The organism is Anaerobacillus sp. QJM3NY_17, from assembly GCF_056173665.1.
Window position 1 is genome coordinate 2297066 of sequence record NZ_CM149685.1, and the last position, 17913, is coordinate 2314978.

The 17913-nt window shown below is 40.1% G+C and carries 17 protein-coding genes; 2 read left to right on the plus strand and 15 right to left on the minus strand.

Annotated elements, in window-relative coordinates; translation table 11 throughout:
- Positions 1–346: 346 nt before the first annotated feature.
- A complete protein-coding gene (locus AC0VYV_RS12065) occupies positions 347–1714 on the plus strand; it encodes a YjiH family protein (RefSeq protein WP_475365285.1) in 1368 nt (455 codons plus the stop codon).
- A gap of 164 nt (positions 1715–1878) precedes the next feature.
- On the opposite strand, the gene AC0VYV_RS12070 is transcribed toward AC0VYV_RS12065, so the two are convergent.
- Positions 1879–2820, minus strand: a complete 942-nt coding sequence (locus tag AC0VYV_RS12070; protein WP_475373854.1) for an NADP-dependent oxidoreductase — start codon at positions 2818–2820, stop codon at positions 1879–1881.
- 67 nt (positions 2821–2887) lie between these two features.
- Positions 2888–3781 carry a hypothetical protein gene (locus AC0VYV_RS12075; protein WP_475373855.1) on the minus strand — a complete coding sequence of 298 codons (894 nt, stop codon included), beginning with the start codon at positions 3779–3781 and terminating at the stop codon, positions 2888–2890.
- A 142-nt stretch (positions 3782–3923) separates the two neighbouring features.
- Here AC0VYV_RS12075 and AC0VYV_RS12080 point away from each other — a divergent pair, with 142 nt between their 5' ends.
- A complete protein-coding gene (locus tag AC0VYV_RS12080) occupies positions 3924–4844 on the plus strand; it encodes a ketopantoate reductase family protein (RefSeq protein WP_430242837.1) in 921 nt (306 codons plus the stop codon).
- Positions 4845–4885: 41 nt separating this feature from the next.
- Here the strand turns inward: AC0VYV_RS12080 and AC0VYV_RS12085 are convergent, their stop codons facing one another.
- From AC0VYV_RS12085 to AC0VYV_RS12145, 13 genes are all read right to left on the minus strand, one after another.
- The gene (locus AC0VYV_RS12085; protein ID WP_430242839.1) at positions 4886–5884 is read right to left on the minus strand and encodes a phosphotriesterase family protein; all 999 of its coding nucleotides are present in this window, start codon (positions 5882–5884) and stop codon (positions 4886–4888) included.
- Position 5885: 1 nt separating this feature from the next.
- Positions 5886–7553, minus strand: coding sequence for a long-chain fatty acid--CoA ligase (locus AC0VYV_RS12090; RefSeq protein WP_475365288.1), 1668 nt, complete (start codon positions 7551–7553; stop codon positions 5886–5888).
- Positions 7554–7578: 25 nt separating this feature from the next.
- Positions 7579–8817, minus strand: coding sequence for an ABC transporter substrate-binding protein (locus AC0VYV_RS12095; RefSeq protein ID WP_430242841.1), 1239 nt, complete (start codon positions 8815–8817; stop codon positions 7579–7581).
- A 29-nt stretch (positions 8818–8846) separates the two neighbouring features.
- Positions 8847–9554 (minus strand): ABC transporter ATP-binding protein, encoded by a 708-nt coding sequence (locus AC0VYV_RS12100; RefSeq protein ID WP_194221791.1) that lies wholly within the window; start codon positions 9552–9554, stop codon positions 8847–8849.
- Entirely contained in the window at positions 9532–10311 is a 780-nt protein-coding gene (locus tag AC0VYV_RS12105) for an ABC transporter ATP-binding protein (protein WP_430242845.1), read from the minus strand. The genes AC0VYV_RS12100 and AC0VYV_RS12105 overlap by 23 nt, the downstream gene beginning before the upstream one ends.
- A complete protein-coding gene (locus tag AC0VYV_RS12110; RefSeq protein ID WP_475373856.1) occupies positions 10311–11318 on the minus strand; it encodes a branched-chain amino acid ABC transporter permease in 1008 nt (335 codons plus the stop codon). Before AC0VYV_RS12110 ends, AC0VYV_RS12105 begins: the two co-directional genes overlap by 1 nt.
- Positions 11318–12181 carry a branched-chain amino acid ABC transporter permease gene (locus AC0VYV_RS12115; RefSeq protein WP_430242851.1) on the minus strand — a complete coding sequence of 288 codons (864 nt, stop codon included), beginning with the start codon at positions 12179–12181 and terminating at the stop codon, positions 11318–11320. Before AC0VYV_RS12115 ends, AC0VYV_RS12110 begins: the two co-directional genes overlap by 1 nt.
- A gap of 116 nt (positions 12182–12297) precedes the next feature.
- Positions 12298–13089: an enoyl-CoA hydratase/isomerase family protein gene (locus AC0VYV_RS12120; protein WP_430242853.1), complete on the minus strand. Its 792-nt coding sequence runs from the start codon at positions 13087–13089 to the stop codon at positions 12298–12300.
- Positions 13090–13111: 22 nt separating this feature from the next.
- Positions 13112–13882 (minus strand): SDR family NAD(P)-dependent oxidoreductase, encoded by a 771-nt coding sequence (locus AC0VYV_RS12125; protein WP_194221796.1) that lies wholly within the window; start codon positions 13880–13882, stop codon positions 13112–13114.
- Between the two features lie 15 nt (positions 13883–13897).
- Positions 13898–15646, minus strand: coding sequence for an acyl-CoA dehydrogenase family protein (locus AC0VYV_RS12130; RefSeq protein WP_430242857.1), 1749 nt, complete (start codon positions 15644–15646; stop codon positions 13898–13900).
- The gene (locus AC0VYV_RS12135; protein ID WP_430242859.1) at positions 15627–16379 is read right to left on the minus strand and encodes a 2-phosphosulfolactate phosphatase; all 753 of its coding nucleotides are present in this window, start codon (positions 16377–16379) and stop codon (positions 15627–15629) included. The genes AC0VYV_RS12130 and AC0VYV_RS12135 overlap by 20 nt, the downstream gene beginning before the upstream one ends.
- 8 nt (positions 16380–16387) lie before the next feature.
- Positions 16388–17452: a phosphotransferase family protein gene (locus tag AC0VYV_RS12140; protein ID WP_475365292.1), complete on the minus strand. Its 1065-nt coding sequence runs from the start codon at positions 17450–17452 to the stop codon at positions 16388–16390.
- 56 nt (positions 17453–17508) lie between these two features.
- Entirely contained in the window at positions 17509–17913 is a 405-nt protein-coding gene (locus AC0VYV_RS12145; RefSeq protein ID WP_430242862.1) for an acyl-CoA thioesterase, read from the minus strand.

Below are 17913 nucleotides of genomic sequence, written 5' to 3' on the forward strand. Positions count from 1 at the left end.
CATTGACTATATAAAGCAAATAAATCAATAGATAAATTTGTCAAAGACAAGGATCAGCTGATCCCTGTCTTTTTATTTTGGAATAGTTAGATATGATCGTTCATTTCTCAAGTTTAAGGTTGATTAATTTGAAAGAAGCGTTATATATCTGTTTCACCCTTTTATTGTGAGCGTTTTCAAGATATAATGCAATTGGTCGCTCTTTTCTGAACACTTTTTCTATTCAAGAGTTTGTATTTTCATGTTACATAAAAGGGGTTGATATGTTATATTCATAATTATGTTTTTATAAAAATACGTTTTAGTTGATAGAAAATCCGTTGCAAAACGACAGAGGTGACACTACGTGAACAGTACTCATCAAAGAAAAGTAACTTCAGAAGGATTATTAAAATTTATTATCCCATCTCTCATTGGTATTTTCTTATTCATGATTCCCATACCAAATGATGAAGGTGTTACGATTCCAATAGCAAAACTAGCTGGTTGGCTCCAGGGCCTATTTGGGACAGCTATCCCTTTCTCTCTTCCCGCAATTATGACCATTGTTATTACAATTACAGCAGTACTTAGTTTCCTAGCAGTAGTAGCTAAACCTGATTGGATTACGAAGAGTTCATTCCTGACAAGTCTATTACAAGTATCAGGTATTTGGTTGCTTGCTCGTATTCTGGGTATGATTTTCGCGATATTAACACTATTTAAAATTGGTCCAGAATGGGTTTGGTCAGACGCGACTGGAGGATTATTACTAAATGATCTTATTCCTATTCTTTTTTCTGTATTTTTATTTGCGGGGCTTTTCTTACCTCTTCTACTAAACTTCGGTTTGTTAGAATTTTGCGGAACACTTCTTACGAAAATCATGCGTCCGATTTTCACTCTACCAGGTCGTTCTTCAATTGACTGTCTTGCTTCCTGGATGGGCGATGGTACAATCGGTGTTCTTCTAACGAGTAAACAATATGAAGATGGTTATTATACGAAACGAGAAGCAGCCGTCATTGGCACAACATTCTCGGTAGTATCGATCACTTTCAGTATTGTTGTACTTCAACAAATGAAACTTGAGGAATACTTCTTACAATATTATTTAACGATTGTGTTAGCTGGAGTTGTGGCAGCTGTTATTATGCCGAGAATCCCACCCCTCTCAAGGAAACCCGATACTACTTACGAAACAGAAGCAGATGCACCTGATGATACGATACCTGAAGGCAAATCTCGTTTTCAGTGGGGAGTAATCCAAGCAACAAGAACAGCGGTAGATAATCGTGCCTCGAACGTTATCAAAGGCGGATTTCAAAATGTACTCGACATGTGGATGGGCGTTATTCCAATTGTTATGGCGATCGGGACCATTGCTTTAATTATTGCTGAAACAACACCACTATTCAGTTACCTTGGTGCTCCGTTCGTTCCTATTCTAAATTTAATGCAAGTTCCTGAAGCCGCTGAAGCAGCTCAAACTATGGTAATAGGTTTTGCAGATATGTTCTTACCAGCCATAATTGGTGCAGATATCGAAAGCGATCTTACTCGATTTGTTATCGCGAGTCTGTCTGTTACTCAGTTAATTTATATGTCTGAAGTTGGTGGCTTGCTCTTAGGATCAAAAGTTCCTGTACGTTTTATTGACCTATTTATTATTTTCATTGAACGTACGATTATTTCTTTACCTATTATTGTAGTCATGGCACATATTATTTTTTAAATTAGTAAATCCGGGACAAATAGTTCCGGATTTTTTATTTTGTTTCTTGCTATTATTTATATAATTGATACTTTTATAAACCATTTATATATTTTTTATTATAAATACGGTATATGAAATTTTTCGTTTGCGTAAAAAACAGCGGCATACTAGCCGCTGTTCCCTTATTCTTTATCAAACAAAATAACAATTTTCCCTTTAGCATGATGTGATTCACTTAGTTCGTGTGCTTCCTGAATGCCTTCTTGACTAAATGGGAAACGGTGACCGATCGTCGCTTTAATATGACCATTTTCCATCAATGAAGAAATTTCATTTAACTGTTCTCCATTTGGTTCAAGCCATACATTTCCTGAGCGAATGCCTTTTTCCTTGGCTTTCTCTTTATCAGGCTCTCCTACAATCGAAACCAATCGACCTCCGCCACGGAGAACTGTAAAGCTTTTTTCTTGGATTTCGCCACCCATCGTATCAAGAACTACATCATATTCTTCTAATTCTTCTGAAAAGTCCTCTTCACGATAATTAATAACTCGATCTGCTCCAAGTGACTTTAGATAGGCTTCGTTTTTGCCACTCGCTGTTGTCGCAACATATGCCCCTTTATGTTTTGCAAGCTGGATGGCAAAACTACCGACACCACCGGACCCAGCATGAATTAACACCTTTTCATCTTTTTGAAGATCAGCGAAATCAATTAAGCACTGCCATGCGGTTAAACCTACAAGCGGAACCGATGCTGCTTCTTCATAAGAAATATTATCTGGAATGAAGGCAAGCAAATGATCATCTACCACGACTTCTTCTGCATATGTACCATTTGCAGTTGTTGCTGCCCTTGCAAATACTCGATCTCCTTCTTTGAAACCTTCTACGGCTGAGCCTACTTCTTTTATGACACCTGCAATATCCCAACCAAGGATAATTGGAAATTGAAAAGGTAGCATTTCTTTCAAGTAGCCTTCCCTCAATTTCCAATCAATTGGATTGATCGACGTTGCATAACTCTCAACAACAACCTGGTTTTCTCCTGGAGAAGGTGAGGCTACCTCTTTTTCAACTAACTGATCTTTTCCTCCATACTGTTCAATAACAACTGCTTTCATAGTAGAAAACTCCTCTCAATCATTGATTCTCTACTATGTTCCCGTTATATCCCTCATTCTAAACAGACTAACTTTCAATACGACCGAATTTTGACAGTGTTATTAAGTTCTGAACTGTTAAAAATCCCTGCCATTCTTTTTTTGCGCCTTCCCAACTGTCTTCGTATTGTCCCCATGACCAACTTGGTTCCCAACTGCCATTAGAAAGTTGTTTTTGAATTAAATAATCCAAATTCACTTGAAGCTCTTGATTGAGCTCTTTAGCAAAAGGAGATTGATCAGACTCAAAAAGAACAACGGGTTGTACACCATAATGATCCCATTTTTCAGGACGATCTATGATATATGGCAATTTCTGCTTAATTTTCTCGTGAATTTTTTTGTTAATCTCACCACCAGCTAACTGAGCTAAACGAAGATAGCACTGTACCTCATGAATTTCGTATTCATTTAGGCTATCCAGGTGATTCATCACTTTAGCCAATGATTCTGAAGTGATCGAATAATTACTCCCATAGTGTAAAAAATACCCTACAATTTCTGCATCGGGATTGGCAGAATAAGCGACATCTCCTTCCGTTACCTTCCACCACGGAGCGTGTGGCACTGAATTCACTGAATGAGGTACAGCTTGCCAACTCTGCTTTTCAACTTGATATGTACTTCTCAAATAGTGAAGACCATCCTTAACAAACGGGTGATCAGAATCGAGGTCAAGCTGAGTCATGTATTGAAAAGCAACTGAGGTTGCCATAGGAGAAGACTCTTTCAGGCGAAAATCAGGTTCAAGATTGTTCCCAAATCCCCCATCTTTATTTCGGAATTCTTCCAGTTCTTTCAGCACACTTTCTTTGTCGCCATTTCCTTTCCAAAAAGCAAAATACTCTCGATCAACCGGCCTCGCATGATTACGAACAAAGGAACACGCTGCTTCAAAACGGTCTTGTGATAATATCTTCACATTAATCAACCCTTTCTACTTTTTCGGTCACTTATAGCTAATTTCTGGACAACGTTGTCATTTCCTTTTATCCCTACTTGAATTTATTTGTAAGAATAAGTAGAGTGTTATTAGAAAGAAGATTTCGACAAGGAGGATACTTATGAATATTATAATTTTTGGTGCTGGTGCACTTGGTACATATTTCGGGTCAAGATGGTCTGAAACTGGTGAAAACGTCTCCTTTTATGTTCGTGAAGGAAGAAAAGCGCAAATTGAACAAGAAGGGCTACAAATAATAAGTGTAAAAGGTAATACGAAGGTGCGCTCTCCTAAACTCATCACAAATGCGTCTGAAGTATCTTCCGTTGACCTTGTTCTTCTGGGCGTTAAAGGGTATCATCTTGAAGATAGTCTTCCAGTTCTCAAGGAGCTTGTTGCGAAAGGAGCAAAGGTTCTTCCTATACTAAATGGAATTGAACATATTTCCATCCTCAAAGATGAACTCGGGGAAGAAGCAGTACTCGGTGGATTATCGTACATTATTGCTACTCTTGATGACCATGGACACGTACAACACACGAGTGAACTACATGAACTAATCTTCGGTCCGCTCCACCCTTCTCAAGAAGAAATCTGTGCTTCATTAAGCAAAATAAATGAGCATGCGAATTTTAATTCTCAATTAACTTCAAACATCGAAGAAGAGATGTGGAAAAAGTATATGTTCATTTCAGCGATGTCTGGTGTAACTACGGCTGGAGATTTTCACACGGGCATCATAAGAGATGTACCCGAAACCCTCAAACTAGTTGAAAATGTGATGAGTGAGATCAGAACACTTGCATCACAGTATGACATACACATCAATCAAGAAGATATTGATCGCCGCATGAAGTCATTCCAATCCCTTCCTTACGAAGCGACTTCCTCCATGCATCAAGATAAAAGAAAAAAGAACAAGCTAGAAGTCGAGCATCTTCAAGGAGGGGCACTTCGTCTTGCTGAGCAGGTGCAAATGAAACTTCCTTATACAGAGACGCTATATCGTTTAATGAAACCGTACGAAAACCAAATGAAATAAAACAGCATAAGAAAAAGCGAGGATTCACCCTCGCTTTTTTCTTATGCTTTTACTTTTGCTTCTGAGGAAAATAATTTCTTTGGATTTTCTTCAAACAAAATCGTCAACGTTTCGTCAGATATTCCAGCTGCCTTCAATTTAGGAATGATTTCTTCAAAAATATACGCTGGTTGCCAATTAGCCATGATTTTTTCCACTGCCTCTGGAAGAACTGGTGGGCGGCCCATCCAATAGTTTACGGTATCATGTGAGAGCATGACTTGGTTTTCAAATCCGCTATTCAATAACCCAATTAATGTAATAAGACGTTCTTTATCATAAGGAGCCCCAACGAGTCCCTGTATGCCAAAGCGGTCAAAACCGATATTTACCCCCATTTCTAATGTCTTCAAATGATAAGCAGCATCTGTATTTCCACACATATGACCAATGATGATGGATTGTGGGTGGACACCTTCTTCAATCAAAAGCTGTGCTTGCTCTGGCCCCATTGTCCCCTCTTGTGTATGCGTTAAAATTGAAATGCCCGTTTCTTTATGAACACGTGCAGCGGCTTTAAAAAACATCATTTCATAATCTGTGATTTGATCTTTACTAGAGGCTAGTTTAATAACCCCTGGTTTAATTCCAGTTGTTCCAATCCCATCCGAAATTTCCTTGCTAAACATCTCATAAATATCTTCTTCTGCCGTTCCAAGACCCTGTCTAAATTTGAAATAAGGGGTCGCACCTTCCCCTTCATAGTAGTATCCGGTCGCACAAATTATTTGTAGTCCTGTTTCAGTTGATATTGTTCGAAGAAGTTCCGGATTTCTACCACACTCGTTCGGCGTAGGATCCACTACCGTTTTCACACCGTGTGCCATGACACTTTCGGCAACTGATATACCTACCTGAAGTGCTTCTTGAAAATCAAATGCGCCAAGAGAAACATCCCCACTAAAACCTGGATAACCAAATGCAAAATGCTCATGAACTAGCGTTTTCCCGAGCTGATCTACCGGAATTGGACCCGTCACTGTTTCTACTGTTTTCCCCATATTATTTCACTCCTTCTGCTTTTTGGCGCTCGTTATCCTGGAGTTTTCTCCATAAAATCTTTCCACTACTCGTAGTTGGAAATGCATCCATAAACTCAATCATTCTTGGATATTTATAAGCTGCCATTTGTTCTTTTGACCATTCGATAATCTCTTCTTCCGTGACTTTTCCTTTATCACCCTCATTTAGAATGACAAAAGCTTTAACTGTTTCACCTCGACGAGGATCAGGAACACCGACAACGCAAGCTTGCTGAACAGCTGGGTGCTTATATAAGATTGACTCGACTTCTGTTGGCCACACTTTAAAGCCCGAAGCATTGACCATTCGCTTTACGCGATCAATCATAAAAAAGTATCCTTCTTCATCATAGCGTCCTATATCACCCGTTCGGAAGAAAGACTTCCCATCAAGGTCTATAAACGAATTGCGATTTTCATCCTCTCGATTATAGTATCCATCAAACACTTGTGGGCCGTTCACTACGATTTCACCTGGCTCACCTGGTCCAAGCTCTTTCATTGTATTAGGATCGATTACACGAGCATCCACGTCGAATGAAGGAACGCCTAAGCATTGAAGTTTTGGAAAATCAGGTGGATTGAAATGAGTGTGAGATATCGTTTCAGATAAACCATACCCTTCTATAAATCGTAAGCCTGTTAAGTTATATAATTTCTCCCCAACAGCTGCTGGTAATGGAGCACCGCCCCCAGCTAGTATTTTTAGGGATGAAATTGAATAGTTTGGTAGATTAGGGTTTGATAGAAAATCAATTAGCATTGTACTAATATTAACCCAGTTAGCAACCTCATATTTTTCAATGTATTTAGCAGCCAAATCCCGATCCCAACGTGTCATGACTACCATTGGAGCCCCGCTATAAATGGGGGCATGCATGCTGTGAAGCATACCTGTCACATGAAATAAAGGTAGCGTTACAAGATGCATGCCATCTGCTGTGATATTCATCCATTGAGATGCTCCTACAGCATTTGCTTGAAGCGTGCGGTTTGGATGAATGCATCCTTTTGGAAGACCCGTTGTACCAGATGTATAAGGCATGACCGCAACGTCATGAATAGATCTTACATATTCTCCGGGTGAATGTTGGTGATTGACGGCATCTTCCCACGTATAACGATTCGGCTTGTCCACTCTTTTAGCTTCTAGTGAAACTTCTGCTGGTATATCGCTTTCGTTACCGGCATAGTGAGAATAAGCTGCCGTGATAACATTAGTAAGTGTGGTTGACCCTACTAAAGGTTCTACCTTTTCATAGAGCTCCTGACCTACGATTGCGGTTTTAATATCGCAATCCTTAATATAGAAAGAGAGTTCCTCTGCTGTTAACATCGGATTAATGGGAACAACGACAGCATTCGCTCTTAGGATCGCATAATAGGAAATGATAAACTGTGCAGAATTTTGCATGAAAAGAAGAACGTTTTCACCCTCAGTGACCTTCAGCTGCTCAAGAAAAGCAGCCGTACGATCAACTTCCGCTAGTAGCTCTTTGTATGTTAGTGTTGCTCCGTAATAAATTATTGCTTCTTTATTCGGATATCTTTTGGCAGAAACAGCGAGGTTATCATAGATAGTCGTTTCAGGAACGGTAAGTGAATATGGTACTCGTTTAGGCCAGAATTTAAAATGATTTGTTTGCATTTTTTCGATCCCCTTTCAAGTCCACTTAATTTTCTATCTTAACTACTTTTCCGTCTTCAACAGCTCCGATAGCTGGTTTCCAGTCAAATGCACCACCGTTATAAATGCCAGTTAAATGCCAAACCATTTGCTCGTCGGGAAGTGATTGAACGCCTGCATCCATGCTTTCCATGATTTTGGCTGGATCGTCAACTGACCCGGCTTCTTTCATCGCATTTACGATGACATGCATCGCTTGATAGTTAAATGCACCTTCAGCAGTAGGAATCCGCTCGAATCGTTCTTTGTATTGACTAATAAAATTCTCTGCCCCTGGAGCATCACTATCAATAATTGGAAGAGCACCTATCGTACCTTCTAACTGATCAAGCCCGCCTAGTACAGGCTCAATTTCTTCAATTTTTGACTGATCCATCAGCATGAAACCGCCTTCAAAACCAAGCTCTCTTGCTTGTTTAATCACGAGCGCTGTAGGCTGCGAAGGTCCTCCTACAAACATTACGTCAGGATTGTTGCTTAATGCTTTTGTAACGATAGAGAAGAAATCTGTATCCTTACTAAAATCAATAGAGCCTTCAAATACAACTTCTCCGCCATTTTCTTCCCATACCGGCTTTAATGCTTCTGTCCAATCTTTACCGTATTGAGAGGAAGTAGGCAGAAGAGCTATTTTCTTTCCAAATCGCTCCATTTGATAGTCTGTAAAAGGCTCAGGATAAGCATTGTAAGCTGGCGGAATCCCTAATGTCAGCGAATTATTTTGTTCCATAATTTTCGGTTCACTCGTATAGCCTGCAATAAGAAAGTCTTCTTGTTCGTTAAATACTTGAGTAGCGAATACGCCTCCACTATGAGGAACGAAAATAATTGGTGTATCATTTTCTTGTACAAGTCTTCTCGCATTTGTACCTGTTTCATTCGGTAGATATTGATCGTCTAGTGTCACAAGGTTAATGCCATATTGTTTGCCATTCACTTCGAAACCTTCTTGATTAATCTCATCTACGGCCATTTCTAATCCGCTCAACGTATTTTCCCCATAATATGCTGCAGGTCCACTTAGTGGGCCACTAAACCCAATGTTGACCGTGTTCTCTGCAGAAGATGTTGCATCTGCATTTGTACTAGTGTCTTTTGATTTATTTTCATTAGAAGATCCTTCTGAATTACTGGAGTTACTAACGGACCCCGCCGCACAACCGCCCACAACCATCAGTCCAATTAACACCATCATGAATACAAAAAGCTTCATCCCAATTTTCATCGTTATCCCCCTATACTAATCGATTCCAATTATGCTCCAATATAAGCTTTTCGAATCTCATCATTAGACAAAAGTTCTTCCTTACTTCCTTCTAGTACAATTTTGCCACTCTCAATGACATAACCCCGATCAGAAATCTGGAGTGCTGCATTTGCATTCTGCTCTGCCAGCAGAATCGTTGTTCCCTGCTCATTGATATCCTCGATAATGTGGAACATTTGCTCAACGATCAATGGTGCTAGACCTAATGATGGTTCATCCAGGAGAAGGACTTTCGGCTTGGCCATTAATGCGCGACCTATGGCAAGCATCTGCTGTTGACCACCACTAAGAGATCCAGCTGCTTGATGGCGCTTATCGTATAAGATAGGAAAAAGAGAATATACCTCCTTTAACTGATTTTCCATTTCCTTTCGATGCTTTCGATGAACATAACTACCCATCTTCAGATTTTCATAGACAGACATTTGTGGAAATAACTTTCTCCCTTCAGGACACTGGACTATGCCTTCCTTCACAAGAGAGTGAGGCGGTTTTCCCGTTACCTTGCGATCCATAAATAGAACATCACCAGATACTGGCTTCATCAAACCACTGATCGTTCTAAATATAGTGCTCTTTCCTGCCCCGTTAGCTCCAAGTAAAACAACCGTTTCTCCTTTGTTAACATTTAAGGAAATCTGGTGAAGAACGTTCGATGCACCGTAGTTGACGTTAATTGTGGATAGCTGGAGCATGCGCTGCACCCCCTAGATAGGCTTGAATCACAGCTTCATTTTGGCGAATTTCCTCTGGTCGCCCTTCTGCAATTTTCTTCCCGTGATTCAAGACCACAATTTGATCAGCTAGACTCATAATCATCGGCATCTTATGCTCAATAAGACAAACCGTAATGCCGTGGTCAGCCATCTTCCTCATTAAATACGCAAGTCCATCTGTTTCATCTGGATTCACTCCGGCAGCTGGTTCATCAAGAAGAACCATTTCGGGATCAGTCGCTAAAGCTAGAGCAAAAGCGAGTCTCTTTTTTTCTTCCTGTGATATAAGGGTTACAGGATGTTCAACAACATGCATCATTTCAACAAACTTTAGCGCTTCTAATGCCTTTTCGTAGGACTTTTTTTCTTCATCTTTTTCTCTTTTCGTACGGAAAAGCGCATCCCATATTCCGGATTTGGTACGAAGCCTATGGCCGATCAGCACATTATCTAGAACAGTCGATTGCTCAAATAAGTTTGTTGTTTGAAAAGTTCTTCCTATTCCTAGTCTTGCAATTTGCTGTGGAGGTAACTTTGTAATCTCTTTTCCTTTGAAATTAATTCTTCCAGATGTCAGTGGGTGTATCCCACTAATCAAGTTAAAAAAAGTTGACTTCCCGGCGCCGTTAGGTCCAATGATTGCTGTAATGGTCCCTTTTTCTATAGACACATTCACATCTTCAACAGCCGCTAGTCCCCCGAAGCGCTTCGTGATTCCTTCTGTTGAAAAAAACATTATCCTGCCTCCCCTACGTTCCTTTTAACATCACGCTCTTCCTTAGCGGTTTTCACCTTTTTCTGCCGCTTTTTTTGCATATACGCTTGAATACTACCTGTTATTCCACGAGGGTAGTATAAGACTAATAAAACAACTACAGGACCGAAAATGAGCATTCGATACTCTTCAAGAAACTGCAAGGATTGCGTAAGAGAGATGACAATGAGCGTGCCAACAATCGGACCTGCTAGAGTTCCAATCCCTCCCACAAGAAGGTACATCAACATCTCGAACGTAACGGTAATAGCTGAGATTTGTGGGCCGATAAACCGAATAAAAGACGCGTACAAAGCCCCAGATAATCCAGCAAATAATGCTGATAGGGTAAAAGCAAGCAACTGATTTTTCATGATTGAAATACCAATCGTTTTCGCAAGCTCTTCACTATTACGGATCGCAATAAATGTCCTACCAAGTAATGAATGTACGATGCGATAACAAAGAAAAATCGTAAATGATAGAAAAAATAGAGCCAGATAATACTGAGATGTTAACGTATCAAAAGTGATGGGACCGATACTCCCAGGAGCGGGAATTCCAATTAACCCTCGAACTCCTCCAGTTAAACTATCCCATTTATCTATTAGGAGATAGATGATAACGCCTACACACATCGTATAAATAGCAAAGAAATGTGATTTCGTTCGAAGAGCAACCACACCGACAATAGCGCCTGCTATAGAGGTGATCGCGACAGCAAGAAATAAAGCCACCCAATAAGGCATTCCAGCTTTTGTTGTTAGTAATCCAACTCCATATGCTCCTATTGCAAAAAATCCTGCATGAGCGAGAGATAAATAACCCACATACCCCGAAATGATGTTAAAACCGTAGACTGCAATGGACCAAATAAACACAAGTGTCAGTAATTGCAGCACATACATATTTGGAAAAATTAGCGGAAAAAGAACAGCAACACACGCTACCAAAAGTAAGAGGGTTCGTTTTGAGAGAACATTTAGCATTACTGAACCCCCTTAGTAAACAACCCGGTCGGCTTGGCTGTGAGAATCACAACGAGTAAGAGAAACGCAATCACATCTTTATAGTCAGAGGATATGTACGTTGCTCCAATGCTCTCCGTTAATCCAAGTAAATAACCTCCAAGTATGGCACCAGGGATACTCCCCATTCCACCAATGATGATGATGACAAATGCTTTCATGATGACGAGGTTTCCCATAGTCGGGAATACGAGATTAATTGGCGAAGCAAGTGAAGCTGCTGCAGCCGCTAAACCACCAGCAATCGCGAACGTGAGCCATGCTACCTGATTTGCATTAATTCCTACTAGAAAGGCCCCTTCTCGATTTTGAGCCATGGCAATAATAGCTGCCCCAATCATTGTTTTGGTTAAGAAAAAATGAAGCGCAAGCATAAGGATCACGGCTGCCACGATAATTAAGAGTCTTTGCAGAGTTACCGTTAAACCGAATAAGTTAACGACAGAACCATATGGGGTGTCCATTCTGTGGTATTCTGTACCCCACATAAATTGACCAAATGCTTCTAGAAAAAGAAGGATACCAATGGCCGCAACCATCATTCTCATCCCATCAGCGCCTTCTAACTTTTTGAAAATAAGCTGTTGCGTCACTACTCCAAGAAGAGCAACGACAGCAATCGATGCAATGATAGCGATCCAATAGTGAAAACCAAAACCTACCATCATCATTAAAGTAACGTAAGCACCCACCATATAAAAAGCACCATGAGCAAAATTGGGAACATGTAAAATACCGAAAACCAGTGTTAAACCAAGGGCGACAAGCGTGTAAACGCTTCCAATTGTAAGTCCGTTAAAAATCTGCTGGAAAAGGAGCTCCATGTTATTCCTCCTCTATTAGATAGGATCCAGACTAAGGGGACGGCGGACTTATGAAGAGGATTCAAGATGTGGGAATTAATCTGGATTGAAGAAATCTTCAATCCAGATTAATAAGTTTATTTACCTTTAAATTGAGGAGCACGTTTTTCTTTAAACGCATTTGCGCCTTCTTTGTGATCTTCTGTCGTTACCATTAAAGCCTGAGTAATACGTTCTTGTTCAAGCACTTCAGATAAAGATGAAGTGAGTGAAGCATCGGCAATCTTTTTAATAAAACCATATGCTTTACCAGGACCTCTAGAAAGCTTATCAGCATATGCCATTGCTTCTTCCTCTAAGCTAGCTAAAGGATAAGTTTGATTTACAATATTTAATTGTTTCGCTTCTTTTGCAGTAATAGGCTGGGCAGAGAAGAAAAGCTCTTTCGCCTTATAAGGACCGATTAAACGCGGAAGGAAAGATAGTCCCCCACCATCTGAAATTAATCCGACCTGAGAGAAACTTAATACGAAACTACTATCTTCTGCTGCTAGAATAATGTCACTAGCGAGCGCTAGATTAAATCCTGCTCCAGCAGCAAAACCATGAATAACTGAAATAATCGGCTTCTCAAGGTCCCTCATCGTAATAACCAGTTCATTTAACTTACCAATATGTTCATAAACTTCTTTTGAAGAAGTATCCCCCATCGTTTTTACATCACCACCGGCACTGAAAGAACGGCCAGCACCTGAAAGCATAACAACTCGAATGTCGTCGTTTTCTTTCGCATCTTGAATTGCTTTTGTTAGTCCTAAGATCATTTCGGGACTAAACGCATTTAGCGCTTCAGGTCGATTAAGTGTAAGATGAAGCACAGCACCATGTACATTTACTTTAAGATGATCCGTTTTTACTGTTGTTTCCATTTTTAAACACTCTCCTTATTTTTTATACGATGAGCCAGCCACCGTCGACTAATAGATCAGATCCAGTCATATAACTCGCTTCAGGTGAAGCAGCAAATGAAATAACGTTTGCAATTTCTTCAGCCTGTCCCACTCGATTCAAAGCGGTATTTCGCTTAATTGACGCCTCAAACCTTTCATTCTTCAAACCGTCTTCTGTTAACGGAGTTTCAACAAATCCAGGGGAAACTGAATTCACTCGAATGTATGGGGAAAGTTCTACCGCCAGTGCTCTTGTAAAATTAATAACGGCTGCTTTCGCTGCACTATAATGAGGAATTTGTGCACCAGCCTTATGCCCTGATAACGAGGCTACGTTCACGATAGAGAAATCTACCATTTCTTCCTCTTTCTTTGCGGTTTCTAGCATTAATTTCCCCAGCGCCTTCGAAACGAGAAAAACACTTTTTAAATTCACATTTTGTGCATGATCCCAATTTTCTTCCGTCATTTCAAGAATGGGGGAACCTTGAGACCCTCCAGCATTATTAATTAATACATGAAGAGTTTCAGTACTTTCTTTAACGAATGTTGTTAGGTGATCAATTTGTTCCTGCTTTGTTACGTCAGCTACAAAAGTAAGAACTTTTCCTTCAAGTTCTTTAAGCTCGTTAGCCGTTTGCAACAGCTTAGCCTCTGTACGGCCAACAAGAATAACCGTTCCTCCTTCACTCGCTATCCGCTTTGCAGTCATGGCACCGATTCCGCTGCCACCCCCGGTTATCACTGCCGTTCGTCCTGAAAACCTTCCCATTTCTTTCACCGCTTTCTAAACTTCGTACTTTAATTTATTGTAGCTTTGTTTTGCAATTAGTCGATTTCGTTCTAGCGAACTTCCAAAGTCATATTTCGAAAGTTCTTGAATAATTAATCCTAATGTTTGTTCCTTTTCATCTTGAGAGAGTACGCTCATAACCAGTTTGCGAGCTGACGTTTCTACTTGCAAAAGAGCTTCTTCAAGGAAGGTTCTAGCTAGCATCTGCTTCAAATCACCGACTGATTCATCCTTCTTAAATGCTCGGAGAACTGCAGCTTCACTTGCATAAAGCATAATCGCTATATTCGCAAGCTTCATAAGGGATTCTTGATGCTCCATCAGTTCTTTACCATGCTCTTTGTAGGCTACACCTGCACATACAAGAAATACATTTCGTATGCTTTGAATAGCCGCTTCTTCATTTAATAAACGATTGTTCGGCTGCATTAATGCCTGCTTCGCTTTTTCAATGTGCTCTTCAAGAAGAATTTCGCCTTTCATCGCTTTCTTAAATAAATTTCCTGGTATTAACAAACGATTCACTTCATTCGTTCCTTCAAAAATTCGGTTGATTCTGGAATCGCGGTACATCTGCTCAATTGGGTATTCCTGAATAAATCCTGCCCCGCCATGAAGTTGTAATGACTCATCAACAACTTGATCGAGCGTTTCAGATCCAAATACTTTACAAATAGCGCACTCCACGGCATACTCCATCATTTGCTTTCCAACAATCCTGTGGTCTTCTTCGTCATATAAACCTTCCATCGCACCTTCAAGTAGAGAGGCTGTCCGATATTGTAGTGATTCTGAAGCATAAATTTTAGCCATCATCATCGCTACTTTTTCTTGAGTAGCTGAAAAACCGGCAATGGTTCGACCAAATTGTTTACGCTCACTTGTATGTTGTAACGCCAGTCCTAGAGCATGTTTTGCTCCTCCAGTACAAGCAGATCCCAGATTAAACCTTCCCAAATTCAAGACATTAAGAGCAATAACGTGACCTTTCCCTTTATCACCAAGAAGGTTATCAATTGGAACTAGGCAATCTTCTAAAATAACCGATCTTGTCGATGATCCTTTTATACCCATCTTCTTTTCTTCTGGCCCAAGAGAAATACCTGGAAAATTCTTTTCTACGATAAATGCCGAGAAGTGCTTTCCGTCTATTTTGGCATAAATAATAAAAGTATCTGAAAAGACCGCATTCGTGATATAAAGCTTTGTCCCATTTAAAATATAATGAGTGCCTTCCTCATTTAAAATAGCCGTGGTTTGGGATGCAAGGGCATCAGAGCCTGCGTTAGGTTCAGTTAAACAGTAAGCACCAATGTATTCGCCTGAAGCGAGTTTCGGTAAATAATGATTCTTTTGTTCCTTCGTTCCAAAATGTGTAATTGGAAGCGTAGCGATGCAGGTGTGGTTGGATTGAGCAACACCATAACTACCTGTCCGGCCAACCACTTCTCCTACAATCCCTTTGGAAACTTTATCTAGTCCAAGACCACCATATTTCTCAGGAATGCTATGACCGAGAAGACCAAGATCACCAGCTTTTTTTATCAAAGTTACAACCTTGTCAAACTGTTGATTTTCAATCGATTCTCTATGCGGTTCAACCTCTTTAGTAATAAACTGGTGAGCTGTTTTTGCAATCATTTTATGTTCATCGGTAAAATCTTCTGGTGTGAATATTTCTTCTGAACTAGAATGTTGAAACATAAAATCCGCACCAGAACGACTAGACTTGGTTTGTGTCATGATGAACCTCCTCTCGAACCACCGTTTTTTGCGCCTTCACATAAGGGACGATTGAGAAAATCCCTTCGGAAGCAACAAAACTTACTTCTTCTTCAAATCCGTACCTCTTAATCATTTCACCGACTCGCGAGGAAAGTAACACGTCCTCACCGCTTTTCGAACTACCTTCATAAAATGAAACAGCAGCACGTGAGGAATCAGTAAGCTCCCAATCGTGAGTAGTAAGCATATGATGTATAAGATATCCAGCACCGTAGAAGTCCTCCAAGGCAAATTCACCGGATGAACCCGAGCAAACAATCACAATCGTTTCCTCTCGGTGACTATCATTGAGCTTTTTTGCGATGGCATGACCGTTCAGTAACGAAGCCACATACACTCGTTTAGCTTCTCTCGTTCGTTTAATTGCTACGGTTCCATTTGTAGTTGATAAAATTAACGTTTTTCCTTTAACAGCTTTCTTTAATTGCAATGGATTAGGATCTAGAAACCCTTCAATTGTTCGCCCTTCATACTCACCTGAAAGCAAATAACTTCCTTCAGGTAACGTTTTCGCTTCTTGCAATGCTTCGTGTTGATCTAGAACAGGAATAACCCGTTCTGCACCAAATTCAAGTGCTGAGGTTATGGTTGATGTTGCTAGAAGAATATCAAGCACAACCGCAATTTTTTCTTCACTAATTTTTGCCTGATCAATATCTTCCTTTTTTAAAACGACATGTATTTTTCCCATATGAACTCCTAACGCTTTACTTTGGCATTGTCACGAGCGTGTGCAATTAAACTCGCTACAAACTGATTAAGATGACGAAAGCGTTCATCCGATGTTTGACCCATTTTCCAGCGATAATAGATTTGCTGACAAATGACAGCAAGTTTGAAATAAGCAAATGTTAAATAGAAGTTCATTTGCGAAACATCACGCCCTGATTTAGTAGCATAAGACGCAATAAATTCTTCTCTCGTCATAAATCCATTCATAACAGTTACTGGTGCTTTACCCATGCCCTTTTTTAAGATTTCTGGGTCATCTTGTTGCAACCAGTACCCCATTGCGGCACCAAGATCAGCCAGAGGATCACCAACGGTTGTCATTTCCCAATCGAATAAACCTACCATTTTGCTATAGTCTTCCTGATCAAACATCGCATTGTTTAATTTATAGTCGTAGTGAATCACAGTAGGGCTTTGTGATTTAGGGATATTCGAAGCCATCCATGTCGTCAATTCATCAATACCAGGAATATCATCTGTTTTCGAGCGGTTATATCGTTTGATCCAGCCGTGCACCTGACGTTCCATGAAACCATCAGGGTGAGTTACTTTACTTAAATTTGTCCGCTTATAATCAACACTGTGCAAATCAATTAGCGTATCTACCATCGTTTCTGAGATCCTTCTGCACAACTCTTCAGTAGGTTGAACGCCATCAGGAAACGAGGTGTCAAGCACAATTCCCCTTCTTCTTTCCATAAGAAAGAATGGGGCATCAAGTAAAGTTTCATTATAGATGTATGGTTTTGGTGCTAGTGGGAAAACGGGATGTAATTCTCTTAAAATCGTATACTCTCGTTCCATGTCATGCGCTTTTGGAGCAACTGGACCAAGAGGCGGTCTTCTGAGAACTGCTTCCCACTCACCAATCGATAGCTGATACGTCAAATTTGAGTGACCTGTTCCAAACTGTTCAACTATGAGAGGATCATCACTCAGATGTTCAATGTTTTCCTTAATATACCTCTCTAGTTTCTTTAGATCGAGCTGTTCTCCATCTCGGACAGGTATCGTATCGTGTGAATAGGTCATACGCCACTCTCCTGATTACGTAATATTCAGTCATTTACCCTTAAAAAACACCACGCTTATAGCAGTTGATAAGATTCCTCAAGCTTACTTCGCAATTCATCCGGTATAACTTCGCTTACTTGTTTCTTAAAATCATAATAGACGACAGTCGCTTCACCTTCAGCTACTACACCATCACTTTCCGTATCCTTTATATAGTGCATGAGCGTAAAGCTTTTTGTGCCAATTCGCTTAACAGTCGTTTCTACATGAAGTGACTGTTTAAAATAAGCTTGTTTTAGAAAATCACATTTCGTAGAAACGAGAATAAATGGCCAAGCGTCTGTTCCAGAACGTTTACCTAGATAATCAAAAAATTGTACACGTGCTTCCTCGAGGTATATAAAGTAGCTTGTGTTATTAACATGGCCAAGCGCATCCGTTTCACAAAATCTTACTCTCACACTTGTATGAACGCTCAT

Excerpts from the sequence above, each read along its gene's own strand:
- AC0VYV_RS12070 (WP_475373854.1), bottom strand. The coding sequence starts at position 2,820 with ATGAAAGCAGTTGTTATTGAACAGTATGGAGGAAAAGATCAGTTAGTT.
- AC0VYV_RS12080 (WP_430242837.1), top strand. The coding sequence starts at position 3,924 with ATGAATATTATAATTTTTGGTGCTGGTGCACTTGGTACATATTTCGGG.
- AC0VYV_RS12085 (WP_430242839.1), bottom strand. The coding sequence starts at position 5,884 with ATGGGGAAAACAGTAGAAACAGTGACGGGTCCAATTCCGGTAGATCAG.
- AC0VYV_RS12090 (WP_475365288.1), bottom strand. The coding sequence starts at position 7,553 with ATGCAAACAAATCATTTTAAATTCTGGCCTAAACGAGTACCATATTCA.
- AC0VYV_RS12095 (WP_430242841.1), bottom strand. The coding sequence starts at position 8,817 with ATGAAAATTGGGATGAAGCTTTTTGTATTCATGATGGTGTTAATTGGA.
- AC0VYV_RS12100 (WP_194221791.1), bottom strand. The coding sequence starts at position 9,554 with ATGCTCCAGCTATCCACAATTAACGTCAACTACGGTGCATCGAACGTT.
- AC0VYV_RS12105 (WP_430242845.1), bottom strand. The coding sequence starts at position 10,311 with ATGTTTTTTTCAACAGAAGGAATCACGAAGCGCTTCGGGGGACTAGCG.
- AC0VYV_RS12110 (WP_475373856.1), bottom strand. The coding sequence starts at position 11,318 with ATGCTAAATGTTCTCTCAAAACGAACCCTCTTACTTTTGGTAGCGTGT.
- AC0VYV_RS12115 (WP_430242851.1), bottom strand. The coding sequence starts at position 12,181 with ATGGAGCTCCTTTTCCAGCAGATTTTTAACGGACTTACAATTGGAAGC.
- AC0VYV_RS12120 (WP_430242853.1), bottom strand. The coding sequence starts at position 13,089 with ATGGAAACAACAGTAAAAACGGATCATCTTAAAGTAAATGTACATGGT.
- AC0VYV_RS12125 (WP_194221796.1), bottom strand. The coding sequence starts at position 13,882 with ATGGGAAGGTTTTCAGGACGAACGGCAGTGATAACCGGGGGTGGCAGC.
- AC0VYV_RS12130 (WP_430242857.1), bottom strand. The coding sequence starts at position 15,646 with ATGACACAAACCAAGTCTAGTCGTTCTGGTGCGGATTTTATGTTTCAA.
- AC0VYV_RS12135 (WP_430242859.1), bottom strand. The coding sequence starts at position 16,379 with ATGGGAAAAATACATGTCGTTTTAAAAAAGGAAGATATTGATCAGGCA.
- AC0VYV_RS12140 (WP_475365292.1), bottom strand. The coding sequence starts at position 17,452 with ATGACCTATTCACACGATACGATACCTGTCCGAGATGGAGAACAGCTC.
- AC0VYV_RS12145 (WP_430242862.1), bottom strand. The coding sequence starts at position 17,913 with ATGAGCGTTCATACAAGTGTGAGAGTAAGATTTTGTGAAACGGATGCG.